The sequence below is a fragment of the Achromobacter sp. MUI-25009338 genome (assembly GCF_057359325.1).
This window is the reverse complement of the sequence record NZ_CM170627.1, coordinates 1,870,937-1,895,712: the sequence shown is the minus strand read 5'-3', so window position 1 is coordinate 1,895,712 and position 24,776 is coordinate 1,870,937. Positions and strand designations below refer to the sequence as shown.

Below are 24,776 nucleotides of genomic sequence, written 5' to 3'. Positions count from 1 at the left end.
GGCATCACCATGCGCAGCAAACGTTCCTTGTCCTTGAGCACCTTGTCGGCCGTCGCGGTTGGCCTGGGCGCGGCAACGACGGCCCATTCCGCCGGCTTCCAGCTTCTTGAGCAGAACGCCAGCGGCCTGGGCAACGCTTACGCGGGCTCGGCGGCAAATCCGGAAAACGCCAGCATCATCTACTACAACCCGGCGGGCATGACCTATCTGCCGGGCCTGAACGTCTCGGGCGGCGTCAACCTGATCAGGCCGTCGTTCAAGTTCAAGGACAACGGCGACAGCCGCAATCCCAGCATCCCGGGCCTGCCGGGCACCGGCCTGGGCGGATCGGTCCCCACCGGCGGCAACGGCGGCGACGCCGGCAGCCTGGGCGTGGTTCCCAACCTCTACGGCTCGTGGCAGCTGAACGAACAGTGGTACATCGGCCTGGGCATCGGCGCGCCGTTCGGCCTGATGACCGATTACGACGACGGCTGGGTCGGCCAGTACCACTCCAACAAGTTCGACATCAAGACCATCAACATCAACCCGTCGATCGCCTACAAGGTCAACGAGAAGTTCTCGATGGGCTTCGGCCTGAACTGGCAGCACATCGACGCCAACTACAAGAAGAAGACCGTGCTGCCCGTACCCGGCATGCCGCTGGGCACCACCGGCGACGCCGACCTGAACCTCAAGGGCGACGCCTGGGGCTGGAACGTGGGCTTCATGCTGCAGCCGACCGAGGACACCCGCATCGGCCTGTCGTACCGCTCCAAGATCAAGCACACGGCCAAGGGCGACACCGACATCGACAACATCTACCCGCGCGGCAACTCGGTCTCGTTCGACGCCAAGGCCTCGGTGACGCTGCCCGACACCCTGATCCTGAGCGCGGCGCACCAGCTCAACGAGCGCTGGGAACTGCTGGGCGACGTGTCGTGGACCGGCTGGAGCAGCATCCCCGAACTCAAGATCCGCAACTCCGGCCCCGGCGCGCGCGACGACGAACTGCCGCTGAACTTCCGCGACAGCTGGCGCGTCGCGCTGGGCGCGAACTACAAGTTCGCGCCGGACTGGAAATGGAAGTTCGGCGTGGCCTTCGACCAGTCGCCCGTCTACCAGGCGTCCGACCGCCCGACCTCGCTGCCCGACAACGACCGCTACTGGTTCTCGACCGGCGTGCAGTGGCAGGCCGGCAAGAACACGACGCTGGACGTGGGCTACACCTATCTGTACCTGCGCAAGACGGACATCGACACCACGTCCGGCAACGCCTTGACCAAGGGCCGCGTCGCGGGCACCTATGACAGCAACGCCCACATCCTGGGCGTGCAGCTGTCGTCCCGCTTCTAGCCTTTCCGCCCTGCCCGGAGGGCGGGTTCGCCCCGCCCTCCGTTTTTTCAGGAGACTTCCTTGAGCAAGTTCCTCGTCAAACACGCCGCCGTCCTGGGCGCCGGCGTCATGGGCGCGCAGATCGCCGCCCACCTGGCCAACGCCGGCGTGCCCGTCACGCTGTTCGACCTGGCCGCGCCCGAGGGCGATCGCAACGGCATCGTCAACAAGGCGCTGGCCGGCCTGAGGAAACTGGAGCCGGCGCCGCTGGCCGGCGCCGCGCGCCTGGCGCTGATCACGCCGGCGAACTACGACGACCACCTGGACCGCCTGCGCGGCTGCGACCTCGTGATCGAAGCCATCGCCGAGCGCATGGACTGGAAGACCGCGCTGTACGAACGCATCGCGCCGCACGTCGCGCCCGACGCCCTGATCGCCTCCAACACCTCGGGCCTGTCGATCGACGCGCTGGCCCACGCGCTGCCCGAGAGCCTGCGCGAACGCTTCTGCGGCATCCACTTCTTCAACCCGCCGCGCTACATGCGGCTGGTGGAAATCATCGCCACCCCGCACACGCGCGCCGACGTGCTCGACCAGCTCGAAACCTGGCTGACCTCCAAGTTGGGCAAGGGCGTGGTGCGCGCGCTGGACACCCCCAACTTCGTGGCCAACCGCATCGGCGTGTTCTCGATCCTGGCGGCCATGCACCACACGTCCCGCCTGGGGCTGGGCTTCGACGAGGTCGACGCCCTCACCGGCCCGAAGATCGGCCGCCCCAAGAGCGCCACCTACCGCACCGCCGACGTGGTCGGCCTGGACACCCTGGCCCACGTCGTGGGCACCATGGAAAAGAACCTGCCTGACGATCCGTGGCACCGGTACTTCGCCCTGCCCGGCTGGCTGTCGGCCCTGATCGCCAAGGGCGCGCTGGGCCAGAAGAGCGGCGCCGGCGTCTACCGCAAGCAGGGCCGCGACATCCAGGTGCTGGACCTGAAGGCGCAGGACTACGTGCCCAGCGCCGGCAAGCTGGCCGACGAGGTCGCCGCCCTGCTCAAGGAACGCGATCCCGCGCGCCGCTTCGCCGCACTGCGCGCCTCCGCCCATCCGCAGGCCCAGTTCCTGTGGAGCCTGTTTCGCGACATCTTTCACTACAGCGCGGTGCAGCTCGAACACGTGGCCGACAACGCGCGCGACCTGGACCTGGCCATGCGCTGGGGCTTCGGCTGGTCGCAAGGGCCGTTCGAGACCTGGCAGGCCGCCGGCTGGCAGGACATCGCCGCGGCCGTGGCCGAGGACATCGCCGCCGGCCGCGCCATGAGCGACGCGCCGCTGCCGGCGTGGGCGCTGGAGCCGGCCCGCCAGGGCGTGCACACGCCCGAAGGCTCGTATTCGGCGCGCAGCGGCCAGCTGCATCCGCGCTCCAGCCTGCCGGTGTACCGCCGCCAGCTGTTCCCCGAGCGCCTGTACGGCGAAGGCGCCGCCGCGCGCGGCGCCACGGTCTGGGAAAACGAAGGCGTGCGCCTGTGGCATCTGCCCGAGCACGACGCCGGCATCGCCATCCTCTCGGTCACGTCGCGCAACCACACGCTGGGCGCCGAAGTACTGGAAGGCGTGCTGCAGGCGGTGGCCCGCGCCGAACGCGAATTCGACGGCCTGGTGATCTGGCACGACGCGCCCTTCGCGCTCGGCGCCAATCTGCAGCAGGTGTCGGAAGCCTGCGCCGCCGGCCAATGGGAAATGCTGGAAGCCACGGTCGAGAAATTCCAGCGCGCCTCGCAGGCCTTCAAGTACGCGCAGATTCCCACCGTGGCCGCGGTGCAGGGCATGGCGCTGGGCGGCGGCTGCGAATTCCTCATGCACGCCACGCACCGGGTGCTGGCGCTGGAAAGCTATATCGGGCTGGTCGAGGCCGGCGTGGGGCTGATTCCGGCCGGCGGCGGCAGCAAGGAGTTCGCCGGCCGCGCCGCCGCGCTGGCGGCGCGCACAGCCACGCCGGGCGAGGTCTTCCCGTACCTGCAGCCGGTGTTCCAGAACATCGCCACCGCCCAGGTCGCCAAGAGCGCGCTGGAGGCCATCGCGGCCGGCTTCGGCCGCGACCGCGATGTGGTGGTTTTCCATCCGGACGAGCTGCTGTTCGTCGCCATCGGCCAGGCCCGCGCCGCCGCCGAGGCCGGCCACACGCCGCCGCCGCGGCTGCGCGACGTGCCGGTGGCCGGACGCGGCGGCATCGCCAACTTCGAAATGGTGCTGCTCAACATGCGCGAGGGCGGCATGATCAGCGCCCACGACTACCGCGTGGCGCGCAGCGCCGCCGTGGCCCTGTGCGGCGGCGAGGTCGACCCCGGCGCCAAGGTGGACGAGGAATGGCTGCTGGCGGTGGAACGCCGGGAATTCATGGCGCTGCTGCGCACGCCGGAAACCCAGGCGCGCATCCGCCACACCCTAGACACCGGCAAGCCTTTGAGGAACTGATATGAGCAAGCAGATTCAAGACGCTTACATCGTGGCGGCGACGCGGTTGCCGGTGGGCAAGCGCAACGGTGCCTACGCGACCACGCGGCCCGACGACATGCTGGCGGCGGCGATCAACGGCGCGCTGGCGCAGGCGCCGGGGCTGGACCATGCCCGCATCGAAGACGTGATCGCCGGCTGCGCCATGCCGGAAGCCGAACAGGGCATGAACGTGGCGCGCATCGGCCTGCTGCTGGCGGGGCTGCCGCAAAGCGTGGCCGGGGTCACCGTGAACCGCTTCTGCGCCTCGGGGCTGCAGGCGGTGGCCGACGCCGCCGCGCGCATCCGCATGGGCGAGGCCGACATCATGATCGGCGCGGGCACCGAGTCCATGAGCGCCATGCCGCAGATCATGGGCAACAAGGTGGCGATGAACCCGGCCATCTTCGCGCATGAAGAAAATCTCGGCATGGCGTTCGGCATGGGCCTGACCGGCGAAAAGGTCGCCGAGCGCTGGAAGGTCTCGCGCGAGGACCAGGACGCCTTTGCGCTGGCTTCGCACCAGAAGGCCTGCGCGGCCATCGCCGCCGGCCATTTCCGCGCCGAGATCACGCCTTACGAAGTGGTGGCGCACCTGCCCGACGGCGCCAGCGGCGCGGTGCGCGAGGTGCGCCGGCTGGTCGAGGTGGACGAAGGCCCGCGCCCGGACAGCAGCGCCGAGGCGCTGGCCCGGCTCAAGCCGGTGTTCGCGGCGCGCGGCAGCGTCACGGCCGGCAACAGCTCGCAGATGTCGGACGGCGCGGCCGCCGTGGTCCTGGTGTCCGACCGCATCCTGCGCGAATTCAACCTGAGTCCGCTGGCGCGCTTCGCCGGTTTCGCGGTGGCCGGCGTGCCGCCCGAGGTGATGGGCATCGGCCCGGTCGCGGCCATTCCCAAGGTGCTGGCGCGCGCCGGCATCGGGCAGGACGCGCTGGACTGGATCGAACTGAACGAAGCCTTCGCCGCCCAGTCGCTGGCGGTGATCCGCGAACTGAAGCTGGACCCGGCCAAGGTCAACCCGCTGGGCGGGGCCATCGCGCTGGGCCATCCGCTGGGCGCGACCGGCGCGATCCGCACCGCCACCATCGTCCACGGCCTGCGCCGCACCGGCGGCAAGTACGGGCTGGTGACCATGTGCATCGGCACCGGCATGGGCGCGGCCGGCCTGTTCGAAGCCATGTAGGTGGCGCGCCGGCGATGAAGCCCTATTGGTTCAAGAGCCTGTCGCCGCGGTGGCGCGCGCGCCTGATGCGGGTGGGATTCAACCTGCATCCGGCGTTCCGCGCCACCGGCGGGCGCGTGGTGCACGTGTCGCCGGACTTCCAGCACATCCGCATCAAGCTGCCGCTGCTGCGCCGCACGCGCAACATCGTCGGCTCCATGTACGGCGGCTCGCTGTTCGCGGTGACCGACGGCGCCCACCCCACCATGCTGATGTCCGCGCTGGGCGCGGACCACATCGTCTGGGACAAGGCCGCGACCATCCGCTACCGCAAGCCGGCCTACGCCACGCTGTACGCCGATTTCCGGCTGCCGCCGGGCGAGATCGCGGAGATCCGCCGGCTGCTGGCGCAGCATCACGAAACCACCCGCAACTACACGGTCGAACTCAAGGACAAGGACGGCGTCGTCTACGCCGTGGTGGAGCGCAGCATCTACATCGCGGACAAGACGTTCTACAAGCGCAAGAACACCGGCGGCGCGGACTCCGGGCCGCCGCCCTGACCTCCCCGGACATCGCCGTCAGCCGTTTGCGCGACAATACGCCCGCGCGGGCGGCGCCGAAGACGGTCCGCCCGGGCAACCCGCAGCAGTGCATACGAGCGACGATGGAACGAATCTGGCAGAAGAGCTACCCACCCGGCGTCCCCGCCGAGATCGACCTGGACGGCGCGACCACGCTGGTATCCGTGGTGCGCGAAAGCTGCCTGCGCTACGCGGACAAGACCGCGTACATCAGCATGGGCAGGCCGATGCGCTACGCCGAGCTGGACCGGCTGACGCGCGACTTCGCGGCCTGGCTGCACGCCAACGGCCTGGGCCGCGGCGACCGCGTCGCGCTCATGATGCCCAACCTGCTGCAATACCCGGTATGCCTGTTCGGCGCGCTGCGCGCCGGCTGCGTGGTGGTCAGCTGCAATCCGCTCTACACCGCCCATGAACTGCAGCATCAGCTGGCCGACTCGGGCGCGCGCGCCATCGTGGTGGCCGACAACTTCGCCGCCACGCTGGAAAAGGCCCTGCCCGGCACCGCGATCGAACGGGTGCTGGTGACCTCCATCGGCGAAATGCTGGGTCCGCTCAAGGGCCGCCTGGTGGACTTCGCGGTGCGCCGGATCAAACGCATGGTGCCCGCGTGGACCATACCCCGCGCCGTCCGGCTGGGCGCGGCATTGCGCGCCGGGCGCGCCGCGCCCTTCGAAGAGGTCCCCCTCGACCAGCGCGACCTGGCCTGCCTGCAATACACGGGCGGCACCACCGGCGTGGCCAAGGCCGCCATGCTGACCCACGGCAACCTGGTGGCCAATCTCAACCAGGCCTACGCCTGGGTGCGCCCGCTGGTGACCGAGGGCGAGGAATGCATCGTGACGGCGCTCCCGCTCTATCACATCTTCGCGCTGACGGCGAACTGCCTGACCTTCATGCGCATGGGCGCAAGCAACCTGCTCATCATCAATCCGCGCGACATCCCCGGGCTGGTCAGGGAAATGCGCAAAGTACCGTTTTCCGCTTTCACCGGCGTGAACACGCTGTTCAACGCGCTGCTCAACAACCCGGATTTCGCGCGCCTGGATTTCTCGCGGCTGCGGCTGACCATGGGCGGCGGCATGGCGGTGCAGCGCGCCGTGGCCGAACGCTGGCGCGCCGTGACCGGCCGCTCGCTGGCGCAGGCCTACGGCCTGACCGAGACCTCGCCGGCCGTCACCATCAATCCGCTGGACGTGCAGGCGTTCACCGGTTCCATCGGCCTGCCCGTGCCGTCGACCGACATCTCGATCCGCGACGACGCCGGCCGCGAGCTGGGCATAGGCGAAAGCGGCGAGATCTGCGTGCGCGGCCCCCAGGTCACGCAGGGCTACTGGAATCGCCCCGACGAGACGGCGCTGGTCATGTACCCCGACGGGTTCCTGCGCACCGGCGATATCGGCTACGTGGACGAGAACGGCTACGTGTTCCTGGTCGACCGCAAGAAAGACATGATCCTGGTGTCGGGCTTCAACGTCTATCCCAACGAGGTCGAGGACGTGGCCGCGCTGCATCCCGGGGTCAAGGAAGTGGCGGCGGTCGGCGTGCCCGACGAGCGTTCGGGCGAGGCGGTCAAGCTGTACGTCATCCGCAAGGACCCGGCGCTGGACGCCGAGACCCTGATCGCGCATTGCCGCCAGCAGCTGACCGGCTACAAGGTGCCGCGCTACGTCGAGTTCCGCGAGGACCTGCCGCGCAGCAGCGTGGGCAAGATCCTGCGCCGCGAGCTCAAGCCCGCGGCGCCCCCGGTGCGGGCCTGAGGCGCGCTACCACTGGCCGAAGAAAATGCCGGCCCGCTTGTGCGCGTTGGTGGATTTTTCGATGGCCTCGTCGCTGATGGTGGTGCGGCGCTTGGTGCGCAGCATCCATTCCAGCAGGCGCTGGCGCAGCGCCTGGCGCGTGCCGGCATGCGCGCTGCTGCGGCCCAGGTCCTGGAACTCGCCGGGATCGGCCTGCAGGTCGAACAACTGCTCGGGTTCGTCCAGCCAGTACACGTAGCGCCAGCGGTCCGTGCGCACCGACCAGGCGCGCGCGTTCTGCGGCGTCTTGCCGCACAGCACGCGGGCCTGGCGGAAACTGTAATCCAGCTCCGAGAACACGCAGTCCCGCCATGCCGCCGCGCCATCGCCGCCGCCATGCAGCAGCGTCTGCAGCTCGCGGCCTTCCAGCCGGTGACCGGGGACGGGCGCGCCCAGCGCGCGCAGCACCGTGGGCGCCACGTCCACGCTTTCGACCATGTCGGCAAGCGCCTTGCCGCGCGTGGCGTCGGCCTGGGCCGACGGGTCCATCACGATGAACGGCACGCGCTGCACGGTGTCGTAGAACAGCTCTTTTTCGCCCAGCCAGTGATCGCCCAGGAAGTCGCCGTGGTCGGCCGTGAACACGATGAGCGTGTTCTTCATGAGGCCCGCGCCCTCCATGTAGTCGAACAGCCGGCCCAGGTGGTCGTCGAGCTGGCGGATCAGGCCCTGGTAGGCCGGGCGCACCACCCGCACGCATTCGTCGGTGGAGAAACTGAGGCTTTCCTCATGCTGGCGGTAGGCCGCGACCACCGGATGCGCGTCGGCCAGTTCTTCCTGGTTGCGCTGCACCGGCAGGCACTGGTCGGCCGTGTACATCCGGTGGTAGGGTGACGGCGCCATGTACGGCCAATGCGGCTTCACGTAGCTCAGGTGCAGCACCCAGGGCTGGCTGCCGCGGCGCTTCATGAAGTCCAGCGCCTGGTCGGTCATGTAGGCGGTTTCCGAATGCGCCTCGGCCACGCGCGCCGGCAGGTGCACGTTGCGCATGTTCCATCCGCTGGCCACGCGCCCGTCGGCGTCCAGGCCGGCGATGACGTAGTCGGTCCAGGGATCGGCGCTGTCGTAGCCATGGCGGCGCAGGAACGCCGGATAACCGCTTTCGTCGCCGGGTTCGTGGTGGCCGTCGTAGCGGTCCAGCTCGGTGAAGCCGCCGCGGCTGAGCAGCACGCCCAGCTCGGAGGCGCCGTCGATGGACAGGCGCTCCATGCCGGCCTTGTCGGCAATGATGTGCGTCTTGCCGGCCAGCGCCAGGTCGCGGCCCTGCCCCGCCAGGTACTCGCCCAGCGTGACTTCGTTGACCGACAGCGGCACGCGGTTCCAGGTCGCGCCGTGGCTGGACGGATAGCGCCCCGTGTAATAGCTCATGCGCGAAGGGCCGCAGACGCCCGAATTCACGAACGCCCGGTCGAAGCGCGCGCCGCGCGCGGCCAGCGCGTCCAGGCTGGGCGTCTGCAGATAGGGATGGCCATAGCAGCTGAGGTGATCGGCCCTGAGCTGGTCGGCCATGATGAACAACACGTTCTGCACGGTACTCATGCCTGCTCCTATTGTTCCGCCTTGAAGCCGGATTCTCGCACCACGGGCTCCCACTGCTTGCGGTACGCGGCCAATTCTCGGGCGGTTTCGCCCGCGTCCATGGACACCGGCTCCAGGTAGACCGCGCGCACCGCTTCCTGCATGGCGGGCTCCTTCATGACGGCGGCGATGTCCGCGCTCAGGCGGTCGATCCTGGCCTGCGGCATCGACGCCGGCGCGAAGAACGCGTTCCAGCCATCGGCCACCAGGTCCAGGCCCTGCTCGCGGAAGGTGGGCACGTCATTCAGTTCCGCGGGGCGCTGCTCGCCCGACGTTGCCAGGATGCGCAGCTTGCCGGAGCGGTGCTGCGGCAGCAGGGTGTCGAGCGAATCGATGCCTTGCGGCAGGACGCCGCCTATCAGTTCGGTGATCAGCGGCGACGAACCGCGGTAGCCGACCACCTCGGGCGCGTCGCCCAGCTCGCGGCCCAGCATCAGCGCGAAGAAATGCGGCAGGCTGCCGGTGGCCGGCACGCCCAGGCTGAACTGCCTGGGATGACTCTTCAGCCACTGGCGCAGGCCGTCCACGTTCCGGATCGGCGAATCGGCCGACACGGCCAGCGCGAACTTGTAGCGGCTGACCAGCGACACCGGCTTGAAATCGCGCTGGGCGTCGTAGCCGGCCTTGGCGTACACCAGGGGCGCCACCACCATGACGGCCGGATTCGCCAGCATCAGCACGTTCTGCTCGGCCGATACCGCGCGCATGCCCTGCGCCGCGATGCGCCCGCCCGCGCCCGATTTGTTCTCCACCACCACGGGCACGCCCACCCGCTCCGTCAGCCGGGTGGCGACCAGCCGCGCGATGCGGTCGGAACTGCCGCCCGGCGCATACCCCACCACGATCGTCAGCGGGCTTTCCAGCGGGGCCTGCTGCGCACAGACCTGCGGCACGGTTCCCGCCAGCGCTGCCGCGACCGCGGCGCCCGTCATCCACTTAAGCATTGTCTTCTCCTGCCGACAGCTGCGCTGTCGATTATGGTGATTACTGCCTGTCCCCGGATGGGAAAGCCGACTGTAGCAACGCGGATATTTGTTGATCTAATCCACTACTTGCAATCATGATTTGCGTTGCCTCAAGAAAGGAGCAGCCATGCAGAACCCCCTCCCGCCTGGCCAACGTCCCGTGACGGACATGCTGCTGTACCGGCTCTACCAGGCCTGGTGGCAATCCAATCCGGTGTTCCTGCGCCTGTGCGAAGGACGGTTCGGCATCACGCGCCGCCAATGGCGCATCCTGGCCTGTACGGTCGAAGACGGCACCATGAGCACGGCCGAACTGGCGGCCACCGCCAAGCTGGACCTGGCGCGCACGTCCCGCACCGTGGGCGCGCTCTGTGAAAAAGGCTTGCTGCGCCGCCTGCACGACAGCGCCGACCGCCGCGTGGTGCGCGTGGCGGTGACGGACGAGGGCCTGGCCCTCTACCAGGGCCTGCTGCCCGAAATCGCCCGGCTCAACGACCTGCTGGTGCAGGACCTGAGCGCCCAGGAAGTCGCCGTGCTGCGCGACCTGCTGGGCCGCATCGAACAGCGCGGACGCCGCATGTCGCAGGACAACATCGTCGCGGAAAAGGCCAGCAGGCGAGAGGGCGGCACGCGCCGCGCCCGCCCAACCTGAGGCCGCGCATCCGCCGCTATTGATCGGCCTTGAAACCCGATGCCCGCACCACCGGCTCCCATTGCTTTTGATAGGCCGCCAGCGCTTCGGCGGTTGCGCCGGCGTCCATGGACACCGGCTCCAGGAACGCCGCGCGCACGGCTTCCTGCATCTCGGGTTCCTTCATGACGGCCGCGATATCCGCGCCCAGCCGCTCGATCCTGGCCTGCGGCATCGCAGCCGGCGCGAAAAAGGCATTCCAGCCCTCGGCCACCAGGTTGACGCCCTCCTCGCGGAAGGTGGGCACGTCGGGCAGATCGGCGTCGCGCTTCTCGCCTGAAACGGCCAGGATGCGGACCTTGCCGGAACCGGCCAGCGGCAGCAGCGTATCCAGCGTGGTGATGCCTTGCGGCAAGACGCCGCCGACCAGCTCGTTGATCACCGGCGTCGAGCCCCGGTAGCCGACCACCTCGGGCTGCTCCTTCAATTCGCGGCCCAGCATCAGCGCGAAAAAGTGCGGCAGGCTGCCCGTGGCCGGCACGCCGATGGTGAGTTGCCTGGGATGCGCTTCGATCCACTGGCGCAGGTCCGCCAGGTTCTTGATCTGCGAATCCGGAGGCACGGCCAGCGCGAACTTGTAGCGGGTGACCAGCGACACCGGCTTGAAGTCGCGCTGGGGATCGTAGCCGGGCTTGGCATAGACCAGCGGCCCCACCACCATGACGGCCGGATTCGCCAGCATCAGCACGTTCTGCTCGGCCGACGCCGCCCGCATGCCCTGCGCCGCGATGCGCCCGCCCGCGCCCGACTTGTTCTCCACCACCACGGGCACGCCGACGCGCTCGGCCAGCCGGCTGGCGACCAGCCGCGCGACGCGGTCCGCCGTGCCGCTAGGGGCAAACCCCACCACGATCGTCAGCGGTCCTTCCAGCGCAGCCTGCTGCGCACCGGCCGGCGCAACGGCGCCCGCCAGCATTGCCGCGACCGCGGCTCCTGCCATCCATTTACACATGCTTGTCTCCTGGTGACAGCGGCCCACTGTCGTTTATGGTTGTCGCTGCAAGGCCGGCTCCCGAATGCGGGATTCGAATGTAGCAACGTGAGCATTTATTGATCTAATTCAGGACTTGCGGACATGAACTGCGACACCTCGAACGGCCAGCGCTGCCTGGCGGACATGCTGCTGTACCGGCTGTACCAGGCCTGGTCGCAAGCCAACCCCGTCTTCCTGCGACTTTGCGAAGGGCGCTTCGGCATCACGCGCCGCGAATGGCACATACTTGCCTGTGCCGTCGAAAGCGGAAGCATGAGTTCGGCCGAACTGGCCGCCGTCGCCAGGCTGGATCTCACGCGTACGTCCCGCACCCTGAGCACGCTCTGCCAGAAGGGCTGGATACGCCGCAGGCAGGACGGCGCCGACCGCCGCGTGGTGCGCGTGGAAGCCACCGAAGAGGGCAAGGCCCGCTATCACGCGCTGCTGCCCGAAATCGCGCGCCTGAACAATCTGCTGGTGCAGGATCTGGACGATCGGGAGGTCGCCCTGCTGCGCGATTTTCTTGGCCGCATCGAACAGCGCGGACGCCGCATGTCGGAGGACAACGTCGTGGCGGAAAAGGCCAGCCGCCGCGACGGAGGCACGCGCCGCGCGCACCTGTCCTGAAGCCTGACTGTCGCGCCGGACCAACAACCGGCGGCACCGCCACCCGCCCCCGCGCGCCGCCGCCAAACCCCTGAAACAACGGGTTTTTTTCGACCCCACGCCCTGCCGGCCGCCCTGGCCCGCGGGGCTTTTTTACATTTTTGGCGGACTGTTTCTTTGAATTGCATGGCCGCAATAATTAATAATAATTATCGTTGTCATTCGCATGTCAGTCCATTTGACGGCCGCGCGGCCGCTGGAGATTCCACTTGAAACGCCATTTCCACCCGGCCGCCCGCCCTGCGCGGCCGCAAGCCCTGTTGCCCCTGGCCGCCGCGCTGGCCGCCTGCCTGGGCGGCGCCGCGCAGGCCCAGCCCGCCGAACCCGCCACGCTGCTGCCCGCCGTGGAGGTCACGGGCGCGGCGGAAACCGCCACCAGTCCGGTCGCCGGCTACGTGGCCACGCGCAGCGCCACCGGCACCAAGACCGACACGCCGCTGTCGGAAACACCCCAGGCCATCACCGTGATCCCGCGCGACCAGATCGTCGACCAGGGCGCCCAGAACATCCAGGACACCATGAATTACGCCGCCGGGGTGCGGCCGAACGCGTACGGCGTGGACAACCGCGCCGACTACGTGCGAGTGCGCGGCGTCGAGCCGGTGCAGTACCTGGACGGCCTGCGCCAGTACTTCAGCTTCAACAATCCGCGCACCGAGGTCTATGCGATGGAGCGCGTGGAAGTGCTGCGCGGCCCGTCCTCCATGCTGTACGGACAGGGCAGCACCGGCGGCATCGTCAATCTGGTCAGCAAGCGGCCGCTGGAAGAAGCGCAGCGCGAAATCGGCGTGGTGCTGGGCAACCACAACCGCCGCGAGATCCAGGCCGACCTGACCGGCCCGGTGACCGAAGACGGCCAATGGCTGTACCGCGTCATCGCGGTCGGACGCGACAGCGACACCCAGGTGCAGTACGCGCCGGACGACCGCCTCATGCTGGCGCCCTCGCTCACCTGGCGTCCCAGCGCCGCCACCTCGCTGACGCTGCAGGCCACCTGGCAGAAGGACCGCGCCGGCACCACGCAATCGTTCCTGCCGTGGAGCGGCTCGGTGCAGGAGAATCCCAACGGCCGCATTCCGACGCGGCGCTTCACCAGCGAGCCGGGCTTCGACGCCTACGACACCGAGCAGTTCAGCGTGGGCTGGCTGTTCGAGCACCAGTTCAACGACACCTGGAAGGTGCGACAGAACTTCCGCAACACGGTCAGCAGCGTCGACTACAAGACGCTGTATCCCAACGTGTACGGCGCGCGCCGCGGCGATTCCTACATCGATGCCGAGCAGCAGACGGTCGACCGCTACTTCTACGTCAACAAGCCGCGCATGCGCACCCTGCTGGCCGACCAGAACCTCGAAGGCAAGCTGCACTGGGGCCGCACCGAACATACGGTGATCTTCGGCATGGACTACTCGCGCTACCGCGAGACCAGCCAGACCGCCACCGGCGCCGGCTCGCCGCTGAACCTGTTCCATCCCGAGTACGGCAACGCGCCGCAATACGAATTGAGCGACAAGCCCAAGCAGAACCAGCAGCAGATCGGCTTCTATGCCCAGGACCAGATCACCTTCGACCGCAACTGGATCTTCCTGGCCGGCATCCGCCGCGACCGCGCCGACAGCACCACCGCGGGCCAGGACCGCGAGACGGACCTGGCCACCACCAAGCGCTTCGGCCTGATGTACGCGGCGGACAACGGCTGGTCGCCTTACCTCAGCTACAGCGAATCGTTCACGCCCATCGCCGGCGCCGATTTCTACGGCGACCGCTGGCAGCCGATGCGCGGCAAGCAGGTCGAGGCCGGCATCAAGTACATGCCCAAGGACGCCGACATCGAATTCACCGCCGCCGCCTACGACCTGCGCGAAGAGAACCGCCAGACCAACGACCCCGACAATCCCAACAACCAGGTGCAGGCCGGCAAAACCCGCACCCGCGGCGTCGAACTGGAGCTGCGCGGGCGCGTCACCAAGGAACTGGACGTGATCGCCAACTACATCTACACCGACCTCGACCCGCAGCTGGAGGCGCAGCCCAAGCACATGGCGTCGATGTGGGGCAAGTACCGCTTCGCGCTGGCCGGCCAGCCCGGCTTCGCGGTGGGCGCCGGCGTGCGCTACCTGTCGGCCTTCCGCGACGGCGGCGCGCCCGAGACGCCCGCCGTCACGCTGTTCGACGCCATGATCAGCTACGACAACGGCCCGTGGCGCTACGCCCTGAACGTCAACAACATCGCCGACCGCAGCTACGAAGTGGTCTGCCTGGACCGCGGCGACTGCTTCTACGGCGCGCGCCGCACGGTCATGCTGAGCGGCGCCTACCGCTTCTAGCGGCGGGCGCGGGAAAACCTGTACGTACATGCTGTACGTACAGGTGTACACTACGGTTTTCCTTCGTCTTTTCAACCACCTGACAGACGCCTGCACTAACGTCTGCATCTAGAAAACCGTCCTGGAGACTCGACAGTGTCGACCGAAACTTCCCGCTCGCCCTTTTTTGGCACGATGCAGAAAATCCCCGGGGGATTGATGCTGGTGCCGCTGATCCTGGGTTCCCTGATCGGCACCTTCGCCCCCGACGCGCTGGCCATCGGCGGCTTCACCACCGCCCTGTTCAAGAACAGCGCCCTGCCCCTGATCGCGCTGCTGATCTTCGCCACCGGCACCCACGTCAACGCCCGCACCGGCGGCCCCATCCTGGCCACCGCCGGCACCATCCTGCTGATGAAGACGCTGGTGCCCGCCACGCTCATCATCATCCTGGGCAGCTACGTCGGCCTGGACGGCGTGATGGGCGTGTCCATCCTGGCGCTGCTGGCGGCCTTCGACAACAGCAACGGCGGCCTGTGGCTGGCCTACACCGGCCAGTACGGCGACGCCCGCGACCGCGGCGCCTACGTGGCCAGCGCGGTCAACGACGGTCCCTTCTTCAGCCTGCTGTTCCTGGGCGCCTCGGGCCTGGCCGACATCCCGATGGTGGCCCTGGTGGCGGCGCTGGTGCCGTTCCTGCTGGGCGTGGTGGTCGGCAACCTGGACCCCAAGTGGCGCGACGTGCTCAAGCCCGTGCCGAACATCGTCATCCCCTTCTTCGCCTTCGCGCTGGGCACCGGCATCAACCTCGGCGCCGTGGTCAGCGGCGGCGTCAGCGGCCTGATCCTGGGCCTGATCATCAGCCCCATCACCGGCGGCCTGGTGTACCTGGGCTACCGTTTCATCCTGCGCCGCGGCGGCAAGAGCGGCCTGGGCTTCGCGGCCGGCACCACCGCCGGCAACGCCATCGCCACCCCCGCGGTGGTGGCGGCGGCCGACCCCAACTTCCAGCAGTACGTGTCGACCGCCACCGCGCAGGTCGCCGCCTGCGTGCTGATCAGCTCCATCCTGGCTCCGGTGCTGGCCTCGTTCTTCCTCAAGCGAGCGGGCGAACTCAAGTCCGAAGAGGCCGACGCGGCCGACGCGCACCCCTCGCTGCGCGAGGCGCGCGGAGAGGCGCTTTGAATCCCGCCATCGCCATCGTCGCCGACGACCTGACCGGCTCGGGCGATACGGCGGTGCAGTTCGTCCGCGCCGGCTGGAGCACGCACCTGTCCATCGGCGGCGCCGACGAAGCGCTGGCCGGGCCGGCCACCGCCGGCGTCGAAGTGCTGGCCGTGACCACCAACAGCCGCGCGCTGGCCTCCGAGGCCGCCGCCGCGGTGGTGCGCGACAACGTGCGCCGACTGCGCGCGGCCGGCGTGACGCGCCTGTACAAGAAAGTGGACTCCACGCTGCGCGGCGCCTTCAAGGCCGAGGTCGACGCGGCGCGCGAGGCCTGGGGCCCGGACACGGTGGCGGTGATCTGCCCCGCCTTCCCGGCCACCGGCCGCACCGTGCAGGCCGGCGTGCTCTACGTGAACGGCAAGCCGGTCACCGAAACCTCGGCCGCCACCGACCCGGTCACGCCGGTGACCGAAAGCCATATCCCCACCCTGCTGGGCTGCGCCCACGTGGCGCAGCACGACGGCGACACGCCCGAAGCGCTGGCCGCGCGCATCCGCCAGGCCGGCCCGACGGTGGCGGTGGACGCCGCCAGCGACGCCGACCTGGAGCGGCTGGCGCGCGCCATCGGCCTGCTCGGCGCGCAGGCGCTGCCGGTGGGCGCGGGCGGCCTGGCCGCGCCGCTCGCCCGGGTCTGGGCCGGCGCCGACCAGTCCGCCCCTGTGGTCGTGGTGGTGACCTCCCAGCACAGCGCGGCGCGCGCCCAGGCGGCCGCGCTGCAGGCCGCCGGCGCCGACACCTGGACGCCGTCGCTGGCCGACCTGGCCGATGACGCCGCCTGGCAGGCCTGGAGCCAGCCGCTGCTCGCGGCCCACGCCCAGGCGCCGGCCGAGGCCGGCACGGTGCTGCTGTTGGCCCCCGAAGGCCAGCGCGACGGGCTGGATTCCGAGACCGTCGCCGAACGCCTGGGCGGCCTGGCCGCGCAGCTGATCGCGGCCTCGCAGGCCGCCGGCGTGGTCGCCACCGGCGGCGACGGTGCGCGCAGCGTGCTGCTGGCGCTCGGCGCCCGCGGCATCGCGCTGGTCGACGAAGTAATGGGCGGCGTGCCCCTGGGCACGCTGACCGGAGGCACGGCCGCCGGCCTGCCCGTGGTGACCAAGGCCGGCGGCTTTGGCGCCGAAGACGTACTGGTTCGCGCGGTGCGCGCGATCCGCGACAGGAGATTCAAGCAATGACACAACCCCAACCCAACAAGCTGCCGCTGCTGGCCGTGACCCTCGGCGACGTGGCCGGGATCGGGCCGGAGATCACGGCCAAGATGCTGATGGGCCATGACGAACTGCGCCAGAAGGCGCGCCTGCTGGTGGTCGGCGACGTGGACGTCATGGCCAACGCGGTGCGCAGCCTGGGCGGCGATCCCGCCATCGTGCGCAAGCTCGAGCGCGCGGCCGATTGCAGCAACACCCCCGGCACCATCGAAGTGCTGCAGGCCGGCCCCTCGCTGGCCCACGTCAAGCTGGGCGAAATCAGCCCCGACGCCGGCGACGGCTCGGTGCGCTTCGTCACCACCGCCTGCGCGCTGGCGCGCGCCGGCGAGGTCGACGGTATCGTGACCGCGCCGCTGAACAAGGCCGCCATGCACGCCGCCGGCCACAAGTGGCCCGGCCACACCGAACTGCTGGCCCATGAATTCGGCGTCAAGACCTTCTCGCTGGTGCTGTCGGCCGGCGACCTCTACATCTTTCACGCCACCACACACGTGTCGCTGCGCCAGGCCATCGAGAACCTGACCCCGGCGCGCATGCGCGCGGTGCTGCGCCTGGCCGGCTCGTTCGCCAAGGCGCTGGGCCGCGGCGACCAGCCGGTGGCCGTCTCCGGCCTGAACCCGCATGCCGGCGAAAACGGCATCTTCGGCAGCGAAGACGCCGACATCCTGGCGCCCGCCGTGGCCGAGGCCAACGCCGAAGGCATCCTGGCCGCCGGCCCGATCCCCGCCGACGCCCTGTTCCCGCAGGCCGTGCGCGGCAAATGGAAGTTCGTGATCGCCTGTTACCACGACCAGGGCCACGCGCCCTTCAAGGCGGTCTACGGCGACGACGGCGTGAACATCACCGTCGGCCTGCCGGTGGTGCGCGTCTCGGTCGACCACGGCACCGCCTTCGACATCGCCGGCCGCGGCATCGCCCGCGAAGACAGCCTGGTCCTGGCCGCCGAGCGCGCCGCGCACCTGGCCCCGGGCTGGACGCATGTATGGGAAACTGCGCGGGCACAAACCGGAGGTTGATTCCCCTATGTCCACGGCGCCCGCCACGCACGATGCCTTGCCCGCACTAGACCGCTCCGGCGATACGCCGCTGCATGCCCAGGTGGCCACCTTGCTGCGCGGATACATCCGCACCAACCGCCTGGCGGCCGGCACCGCGCTGCCCAGCGAGGCGGGGCTGTGCGAGCGTTTCGGCGTGGCGCGCAGCGTGGTGCGCCAGGCCCTGGCGGCGCTGGCTTCCGAAGGCCTGATCCAGCGCGAAAGCGGCCGCCCGGCCACCGTGGCCGCGCCGCAGGAGCATCGCCGGCTGGTGCAGCGCTCCACCGGCCTGTACGAGCAGTTCGCCCAGTCCGGCGTCGCGCTGCAGACCCGCGTGCTGGCTCTCGCCCGCGCCGAGCCGCCCGCGGAAGTCGCCGAATTCTTCGGCACGACCCGGCTGCTGATGCTGGAACGCCTGCGCCACGTGGCCGACGCGCCGCTGGCCTATGTGCGCACCTGGCTGCCGGCCGACGCCGTGCCCGGGCTGCGCACCGAAGACCTGACCGACGCCTCGCTACACGGCGTGCTGACGCGGCGTTTCGGCCTGCGTCCCGGCGCCGGGCGCAATCAGATCCGGGCCGTGGCCGCCGACGCCACCCTGGGCCGCCTGCTGGACACGCCCGCCGGCACGCCGCTATTGATGCTGCAGGGCCGCGGCATGGATCAGCTGGACCGGCCGCTGGAATGGTTCACCACCTGGCACCGCGCCGAACAACTGGTGTTCGACGTGGACGTCAGCGTGGGCCACGAAAGCTTGCAGCCGAGGCTGCAGACCGGCGCCGCGGCGTCCGAGGCCGCGCCCGAAGCGCACGACCCGCTGGCGCGCGCCCAGGCCCTGGTGGCCGAGCTTTCCGCCGAACTGGCGAGGCTGCGCGCGCAGCCCTGAAGCGCATCCCCCGCCGGATGTGGCGCGGGCGCCGGCTCCCGCCGGTCCTCATCCCAGCAGGTTGTCGCGCACGTGCAGCAAATGCCGGCGCACGGCCTCCATGGCCCGCTCGGCATCGCGGTCATGCAGCGCCTCGACGATCTCGCGATGTTGCGCCTGATAGGCTTCGCGCCGCTCGGGCGTCAGGCTTTTGCGCTTCAGCGCGCCCCAGGTCGCCTGCGACCGCGCAGCCGTCATCAGCGCGAACACCTTTTCGATGAAGAGATTGTGCGTGGCCATGGCCATCAGCTCATGCAGCCTGGCATCCCAGATCTCGAACGTCTCGAAATCGTCGGCGGCCTCGGCCTGCGCGCAGGCGTCCTGCATGGCCGCGAAATCCGCGGGCGTGCCGTGCCGCACCACCAGCGCCGCAATCGCCGGCTCCAGCGCCAGCCGCGCCGCCATCAACTCGGCGGGGCTGGTGGACGGTACTTCAGCGCGCAGCAGCGCCTCGGCTTGCGCCAGGGCCGAGGGCGGATTCACGTAGGTTCCGCTGCCCACGCGCTGCGAGATCAGGCCTTCGTTCTTCAAGTCCGCCAGCGTGCGGCGCACGGTGGAGCGGCTGATGCCGAACTGTTCGCCGAGGGCGCGCTCCGTGGGCAGGCGATGGCCGGCAGGCCAGGCGCCGGATTGCAGATTTTCGATGATGACCGCACGCATGGCAGAAGCTTTGTCCATGGACCTTCCTTAATGGCTAGCGGCCAGATAATACCAAATAGTACCAATAAAATCTTTGCGGGCGACTAAACGAATAGGAAAACCGCTCTGTCTTGGTATATTCTCGTTCGAAATTGGGCTTGCATAGCTTAAATTGGTATTTTTTGGTATTAAACAATGGCGGCCCAGAACCGCCCAGGGAGCGAGAATGAAGATTGCAGTATTCCGGATCAACGGCGAGCGCCGCATCGGCGTGGTCTCCGACGATGGCGGCAGCGTGACCGCCCTGGATTTTCCGCGCGAGCTCGCGGCGGCCGGCGCGCTGACGGTCGTGCAATGGCTGGCCGAAGGCCGCGCCCTGCCGGCCAGGATCGGCTCGCCCCACCCCTGGGACCAGGTGGAACATGAAGCGCCCCTGCCCGCGCAACAGCGCAATCTGTTCTGCGTGGGACGCAACTACCACGCCCACGCCAAGGAACTGCGCGACTCCGTCTTCAAGGACAACGACGCCAACCCCGAATCCTGGCCGATCGTGTTCACCAAGGTGCCGCAGACCGTGGTCGGTCCGTGGGCCGACGTGCACCTGCCCGTGGGCATCTCCGACAAGATCGATTACGAAGCCGAACTGGCGGTGGTGATCGGCAAGGGCGGCCGCAACATTTCCCGCGCCGAGGCCATGAGCCACGTGATCGGCTACACGGTGGTCAACGACGTCACGGCGCGCGACGTACAGATGCGTCACCAGCAATGGGACCTGGGCAAGTCCTTCGACACCTTCTGCCCCATGGGGCCCTGGCTGGTGACGGCCGACGAGCTGGACGGCAGCAAGACCCGCGTGCGCTGCTGGGTCAACGGCGAACTGCGCCAGGACGGCAACACCGAAGACCTGATCTTCGACATCCCCACGCTGATCGAAACCTGTTCGCGCGGCATCACGCTGCATCCGGGCGACGTCATCGCCACCGGCACGCCGGCGGGCGTGGGCCAGGGCCTGACCCCACCGCAGTTCCTGAAGCAGGGCGACGTGGTGCGCGTGGAGATCGACGGCATCGGACACATAGAAAACCGCTTCGTCTGAGCGCAAGCCCCGGACCTGAACACGGGGCGACGCCACAATAAGGAGTGAGACATGAATCTGCGATGCACCCGGGCGGCCGCGGCCGCCCTGTTATGGCTGTGGGCCGCGAACGCGCCGGCCGCCGGCTATCCCGAGCGTCCCGTGACCCTGCTGGTGCCCTTCCCGCCCGGCGGCGTCGCGGACACGATCGCGCGGCCGCTGGCCCAGGCCATGGGCGAACAGCTGGGCCAGACCGTCGTCATCGAGAACAAGGGCGGCGCGGGCGGCGCCATCGGCATCGGCCAGGCCGGCCGCGCCAAGCCGGACGGCTACACCTTGCTGATGAGCCTGTCGTCCATCTCCATACTGCCGGCGGCCGATCGGCTGCTGGAACGCAAGCCGGCCTATCGGCTGGACCAGTTCGTGCCCATTGCAAGGATCACGGCCGATCCCACCATGCTGGTGGTGCGCGCGGATGCGCCGTACGACACACTGGCGGAATTCGTCGACGCGGCCAGGAAGCAGCCCGGCAAGCTCAGCTACGGCTCTTCCGGCATGTACGGCACCATGCACGTGCCGATGGCCATGCTGCAGAACGCAGCCGGAATCAAGATGATGCACGTGCCCTTCACCGGCGCCGGGCCCGCCGTGCAGGCGCTGGCCGGCGGCCAAGTCAACGCCCTGGCCACCGGGCCGTCCAGCGTCATGCCGCTGATCCAGGCCGGGCGGTTCAAGGCGCTGGCGCATTGGGGCGACGGCAAGCTCGACAGCCTGCCGGACGTGCCGTCCTTCAAGTCGCAGGGCTATGACATCGGCTTCGTGCAATGGTCCGGCGTGTTCGCGCTGGCCGGCACGCCGCCGGCGGTCATCGACAAGCTGCGCCGCACGCTCAAGGACATCGCCAACGATCCCGAAGTGCAGGCCCGCATCGCCGGTACCGGCAGTCCCATGCAATACCTGGACGCGCCTGCGTTCGACGCGTATTGGAAGCAGGACTCGGCCTCGCTGGAGGCGGCGGTCGAACGGATCGGCAAGGTCGAATAGCCCGGCCGCGTGGCCTGCGCGCCGGGCCCGCTCACAGGCGCGCGGCCGCGGGCGCCAGTTGCCGCGCCAGCGCCTTGCGATCGACCTTGCCCACCGAGTTCTCCGGCAGGCGCTCCATCCAGCGCACCTCGCGCGGCACGTAGATCCGGCCCAGGCGCGCCAGCACCGCGGCCTGTATGCCGGCCTCGTCCGGCGCGGCGTCGCCGGCGCGCTGCACGAAGATCACGGGCACTTCGCCCAGGTCCTCGTCGGGCGCGCCCACCGCGCAGCAGGCCGCCACCCCGGGCAGCCCGGTCACCACCCCTTCTATCAGCGCCGGCGAAATGTTCTCGCCGCCCCGGATGATCACGTCCTTGATGCGGCCGGTGATGCTCAGATAGCCCTGCTCGTCGAAACGCCCCAGATCGCCCGTGCGCAGCAGCCGCGGCGCATCGGCGTCGGCGCCGTCCACGCCCAGATACCCCAGCATCAGGCTGTCGCCCTCGATGCAGATCTCGCCTTCGCCGCCCGGCGCGGCCTGCGTGCCGTCGGGCAGGCGCAGGCTCACGCGCTGGCCGGCCAGCACCGTGCCCACGGAACCCACGCGGCGCGCCGCGGGCGGATTCATGGTCGAGGTGCAGGTGGCTTCCGACAGCCCGTACGACACCACCAGCGGACAGCCCAGGAAGGCCTCGATGCGCCGGTGCAGGGCTTCGGTGATGGGCGCCGAGCCGCACCGGGCGAAGCGCAGCGCCGCGAGGCTGGCCGGATCGAATTCCAGCTCCAGCATGCGCGCATACATGGTGGGTACGCCGGTGATGATGGTGGGCCGGAACGCCGCGAGCAATCCCGGCATGTCCTCGGCCCGGAAGCGGCCGGCCAGCGCCACGCACGCGCCCGCCAGCAGCGGCGTGAAAATCTGGTTGTTGAGCGCATTGGTGTGATGCAGCGGCATGACGTGCAGCAGCCGGTCGCCGGGCGTCAGCCCGGTATGCGCCAGCACGCCGCGCGCGTTGTTGGCCAGCCCGCGATGGCTGAGCAGCACGCCCTTGGGATTGCCGGTGCTGCCCGACGTGAACAGCAGCAGGCCGGCCTCGCCGGGCGCGGCGTCGCTGGCGCCGCGCCAATCCAGCGGTCCTTGCGCGACCGCGCCCGCCTCCAGCAGGCGTTGCGGCGCCAGGCCGCTGGCCCGGGCCGTCGCGGCGTTGGCCTCGTCGTGCAGCATCCAGCCCAGTCCCACCGCCGCCACGCGCCGGGCGGTCTCCGCGTCCGACAGGCGCGGCTCCAGCGGACACGGGCATGCGCCCGCCGCCATCACGCCCAGAATGGCCAGCACCTGGGCCTGCGAACGTTCCATCGCGATCGCCACCAGGCTGCCGCGCGCCACGCCGGCGGCGCGCAGACCGCCGGCGATGCGTCCGACCTCATGGTGCAGACCGGCATAGGTCAGCACGCCGTCCGCGGTCGCGATGGCGGGCCGGCCGGCCCATTGCGGCTGGCTCCACAGGCGCGCGAAAGCGGCCACCAGGGTGGCGTCGGCGATCGTCATGGCGGTCTCCTAACGCAGTGCGACGGCGGCGTCGCGCTCGAACTGCCCGTCGGGGTCCAGTTCGCGCAGCGCGCGCGCCTCCGCCGCCGTGGGCGGCGCGGACGGCTCGGCGCCCGAGGCGTCGAACTCGAACCCGGTGCGCTCGCGCACTTCAGACAGGCTGGATTCCGGATGCCAGGACTGCAGCGCGAGGCGCCCGTCGCGCTTGACGAACACGGCGATAGGCGTGACCACGCCATGGAATCCGCCCCAGGAAGTCATGAAGTCCAGCCTGGGCACGAAGGTGCGGCGCGAGTGCTCGGTGCGCCAGGTGCAGGCGCGCCTGGCGGTGGGCAGCATCACCGCGCCGCCGCCGCCGCCCGGCAGCCGCACCTTGGGTTCGTGCCAGTCGCCGATGCAGGAATTGTTGGCGCAGCCTTCCCCGTCGATCTGCGCGGCGCCCAGGAAAGTCAGGTCCATGCGGCCGCGCGTGCACAGGTCGTAGAAGTCCTCGTTCGAGAAAATCGAGGCCGTGTGCTCGGCCAGCACCGGGTCGGAGCTGGAGATGGGAACGTGCGAGGGCCGCGGATTCACGCCGCCGGCCACGTTGATGTAGACGAAGTCCCAGTCGTAGGCGCGCTTGGCCAGCAGGCAGGCCAGCATGGGCAGGGTGGAGTTCACGCCGCTGAAGGTGATTTCGTCCGGCCGGATGAAACGCGCCAGGTTGGTGACGATGTACGAAAAGCCCGACCATTGCTCAGCCATGCTGCACCTCCCGCGCTTCGGGCGCCGCGGCCATGTGCGCCGCGAGATCGCCCTGCTTGTCCATGTATGCCTCCACCGCCGGGTAGTCGATGGCGTAGTCCGGCCAGCAGGACCCCGGCCAGGCGCTGCCCGGCGCCACGGCATACGCCTGCACCATGAAGAACGGCACCAGCGTGGATTCGGGGTTGGCTTCGAACACCGCGCTGTCCACCATCTTCTCGGCCACCACCAGCACGCTGCCGGCGGCGCGCGACATGATCCGGTCCCAGTGCGCGGTGCCGTGCACGCGCACGTTGCCCAGCGCGTCCACCTCCGACGCCTGGATCACCGCAAAGTCGGGGCGGATGGCCGGCACCACCCAGGTCTGCTGGCCGCTGCCATAGGGATCGTCCAGGCATTTCCAGCCGTTGAGTTCGGGCAGGCCGCTGCCGTGCAGGCCGCCGCAAGGCTGGAACGGCACGCCGAAGGCGGCCGCCCGCAGGCCGGCCGTCAGGCTGGCGCAGGCGTGTTCCTCCAGTTCGATCTCGCGACGCTCCACCGCCTTGCGATACCACGGCGCCAGGCCGAAGTTGCCTTCCATGGCGACGATGCCCGCGCGCACGCGGCGCAGCGCGCCGGCGCGGCACAGGATGTCCACGTCGTAGCCCGGCGACTGCTTGATCAGTTCCAGGTCGCGCCGCCCCTGCCGGATCAGTTCGCGCACGAAGGCGAACGGTCCGCGGTGCAGGAAGCTGCCGCCCAGCGCGATCGATGCGCCGTTGGGCACCAGCGCGGCCAGCTCGGCCAGCGTGCGCTGCTTGTCCTTCTGATTGAAACCCGATGCCATG

General features: G+C 69.5%; 21 protein-coding genes. 14 read left to right on the top strand and 7 right to left on the bottom strand.

Annotated features, from left to right (window positions below; translation table 11 throughout):
* Positions 1-9 precede the first annotated feature (9 nt).
* The 5 genes from AC1IQ6_RS09095 (at position 10) to AC1IQ6_RS09075 (ending at position 7,310) form a co-directional block, all read left to right on the top strand.
* On the top strand, positions 10-1,335 hold the full coding sequence (locus AC1IQ6_RS09095; RefSeq protein ID WP_111824616.1) for an OmpP1/FadL family transporter: 1,326 nt from the start codon (positions 10-12) through the stop codon (positions 1,333-1,335).
* Between the two features lie 60 nt (positions 1,336-1,395).
* A complete protein-coding gene (locus tag AC1IQ6_RS09090) occupies positions 1,396-3,786 on the top strand; it encodes a 3-hydroxyacyl-CoA dehydrogenase/enoyl-CoA hydratase family protein (protein ID WP_102772481.1) in 2,391 nt (796 codons plus the stop codon).
* A gap of 1 nt (position 3,787) precedes the next feature.
* On the top strand, positions 3,788-4,987 hold the full coding sequence (locus tag AC1IQ6_RS09085; RefSeq protein ID WP_479731395.1) for an acetyl-CoA C-acyltransferase: 1,200 nt from the start codon (positions 3,788-3,790) through the stop codon (positions 4,985-4,987).
* A 14-nt stretch (positions 4,988-5,001) separates the two neighbouring features.
* The gene (locus AC1IQ6_RS09080; RefSeq protein ID WP_102772483.1) at positions 5,002-5,529 is read left to right on the top strand and encodes a DUF4442 domain-containing protein; all 528 of its coding nucleotides are present in this window, start codon (positions 5,002-5,004) and stop codon (positions 5,527-5,529) included.
* 104 nt (positions 5,530-5,633) lie between these two features.
* Positions 5,634-7,310, top strand: a complete 1,677-nt coding sequence (locus tag AC1IQ6_RS09075) for an AMP-binding protein (protein WP_209165136.1) — start codon at positions 5,634-5,636, stop codon at positions 7,308-7,310.
* A 6-nt stretch (positions 7,311-7,316) separates the two neighbouring features.
* Here AC1IQ6_RS09075 and AC1IQ6_RS09070 read toward each other — a convergent pair whose 3' ends face one another.
* Positions 7,317-8,888 carry a sulfatase-like hydrolase/transferase gene (locus tag AC1IQ6_RS09070; RefSeq protein WP_479731394.1) on the bottom strand — a complete coding sequence of 524 codons (1,572 nt, stop codon included), beginning with the start codon at positions 8,886-8,888 and terminating at the stop codon, positions 7,317-7,319.
* 8 nt (positions 8,889-8,896) lie between these two features.
* Positions 8,897-9,871: a Bug family tripartite tricarboxylate transporter substrate binding protein gene (locus tag AC1IQ6_RS09065; RefSeq protein ID WP_479731393.1), complete on the bottom strand. Its 975-nt coding sequence runs from the start codon at positions 9,869-9,871 to the stop codon at positions 8,897-8,899.
* A gap of 148 nt (positions 9,872-10,019) precedes the next feature.
* On the opposite strand from AC1IQ6_RS09065, the gene AC1IQ6_RS09060 reads away from it, so the two are divergent.
* The gene (locus AC1IQ6_RS09060) at positions 10,020-10,544 is read left to right on the top strand and encodes a MarR family winged helix-turn-helix transcriptional regulator (protein ID WP_111824610.1); all 525 of its coding nucleotides are present in this window, start codon (positions 10,020-10,022) and stop codon (positions 10,542-10,544) included.
* Positions 10,545-10,560: 16 nt separating this feature from the next.
* Here AC1IQ6_RS09060 and AC1IQ6_RS09055 read toward each other — a convergent pair whose 3' ends face one another.
* On the bottom strand, positions 10,561-11,535 hold the full coding sequence (locus AC1IQ6_RS09055; protein WP_102772488.1) for a Bug family tripartite tricarboxylate transporter substrate binding protein: 975 nt from the start codon (positions 11,533-11,535) through the stop codon (positions 10,561-10,563).
* Positions 11,536-11,658: 123 nt separating this feature from the next.
* Here AC1IQ6_RS09055 and AC1IQ6_RS09050 point away from each other — a divergent pair, with 123 nt between their 5' ends.
* The 6 genes from AC1IQ6_RS09050 (at position 11,659) to AC1IQ6_RS09025 (ending at position 18,880) form a co-directional block, all read left to right on the top strand.
* The gene (locus tag AC1IQ6_RS09050; protein WP_485866186.1) at positions 11,659-12,183 is read left to right on the top strand and encodes a MarR family winged helix-turn-helix transcriptional regulator; all 525 of its coding nucleotides are present in this window, start codon (positions 11,659-11,661) and stop codon (positions 12,181-12,183) included.
* Positions 12,184-12,431: 248 nt separating this feature from the next.
* The gene (locus AC1IQ6_RS09045) at positions 12,432-14,549 is read left to right on the top strand and encodes a TonB-dependent siderophore receptor (protein ID WP_485866185.1); all 2,118 of its coding nucleotides are present in this window, start codon (positions 12,432-12,434) and stop codon (positions 14,547-14,549) included.
* Positions 14,550-14,684: 135 nt separating this feature from the next.
* Positions 14,685-15,713 (top strand): 2-keto-3-deoxygluconate permease, encoded by a 1,029-nt coding sequence (locus AC1IQ6_RS09040; RefSeq protein ID WP_111824607.1) that lies wholly within the window; start codon positions 14,685-14,687, stop codon positions 15,711-15,713.
* Positions 15,710-16,927 carry a D-threonate kinase gene (dtnK, locus tag AC1IQ6_RS09035; RefSeq protein ID WP_485866184.1) on the top strand — a complete coding sequence of 406 codons (1,218 nt, stop codon included), beginning with the start codon at positions 15,710-15,712 and terminating at the stop codon, positions 16,925-16,927. The genes AC1IQ6_RS09040 and dtnK overlap by 4 nt, the downstream gene beginning before the upstream one ends.
* Positions 16,924-17,976: a 4-hydroxythreonine-4-phosphate dehydrogenase PdxA gene (pdxA, locus tag AC1IQ6_RS09030; protein ID WP_102772493.1), complete on the top strand. Its 1,053-nt coding sequence runs from the start codon at positions 16,924-16,926 to the stop codon at positions 17,974-17,976. Before dtnK ends, pdxA begins: the two co-directional genes overlap by 4 nt.
* Positions 17,977-17,983: 7 nt before the next feature.
* Positions 17,984-18,880 (top strand): GntR family transcriptional regulator, encoded by an 897-nt coding sequence (locus AC1IQ6_RS09025; protein WP_209167052.1) that lies wholly within the window; start codon positions 17,984-17,986, stop codon positions 18,878-18,880.
* Between the two features lie 48 nt (positions 18,881-18,928).
* Here AC1IQ6_RS09025 and AC1IQ6_RS09020 read toward each other — a convergent pair whose 3' ends face one another.
* Entirely contained in the window at positions 18,929-19,597 is a 669-nt protein-coding gene (locus AC1IQ6_RS09020; protein WP_485866183.1) for a FadR/GntR family transcriptional regulator, read from the bottom strand.
* 187 nt (positions 19,598-19,784) lie between these two features.
* On the opposite strand from AC1IQ6_RS09020, the gene AC1IQ6_RS09015 reads away from it, so the two are divergent.
* Positions 19,785-20,654 carry a fumarylacetoacetate hydrolase family protein gene (locus AC1IQ6_RS09015; protein ID WP_485866182.1) on the top strand — a complete coding sequence of 290 codons (870 nt, stop codon included), beginning with the start codon at positions 19,785-19,787 and terminating at the stop codon, positions 20,652-20,654.
* 51 nt (positions 20,655-20,705) lie between these two features.
* The gene (locus AC1IQ6_RS09010) at positions 20,706-21,677 is read left to right on the top strand and encodes a tripartite tricarboxylate transporter substrate binding protein (RefSeq protein ID WP_485866181.1); all 972 of its coding nucleotides are present in this window, start codon (positions 20,706-20,708) and stop codon (positions 21,675-21,677) included.
* A 31-nt stretch (positions 21,678-21,708) separates the two neighbouring features.
* Here the strand turns inward: AC1IQ6_RS09010 and AC1IQ6_RS09005 are convergent, their stop codons facing one another.
* From AC1IQ6_RS09005 to AC1IQ6_RS08995, 3 genes are read right to left on the bottom strand one after another with little or no spacing between them, the layout of a single operon-like run.
* Positions 21,709-23,205, bottom strand: a complete 1,497-nt coding sequence (locus AC1IQ6_RS09005; RefSeq protein ID WP_479731389.1) for a class I adenylate-forming enzyme family protein — start codon at positions 23,203-23,205, stop codon at positions 21,709-21,711.
* A 9-nt stretch (positions 23,206-23,214) separates the two neighbouring features.
* A complete protein-coding gene (locus AC1IQ6_RS09000) occupies positions 23,215-23,949 on the bottom strand; it encodes a CoA-transferase subunit beta (protein WP_209167050.1) in 735 nt (244 codons plus the stop codon).
* Positions 23,942-24,775, bottom strand: coding sequence for a CoA transferase subunit A (locus AC1IQ6_RS08995; RefSeq protein WP_102772497.1), 834 nt, complete (start codon positions 24,773-24,775; stop codon positions 23,942-23,944). The genes AC1IQ6_RS09000 and AC1IQ6_RS08995 overlap by 8 nt, the downstream gene beginning before the upstream one ends.
* Position 24,776: the final 1 nt, after the last annotated feature.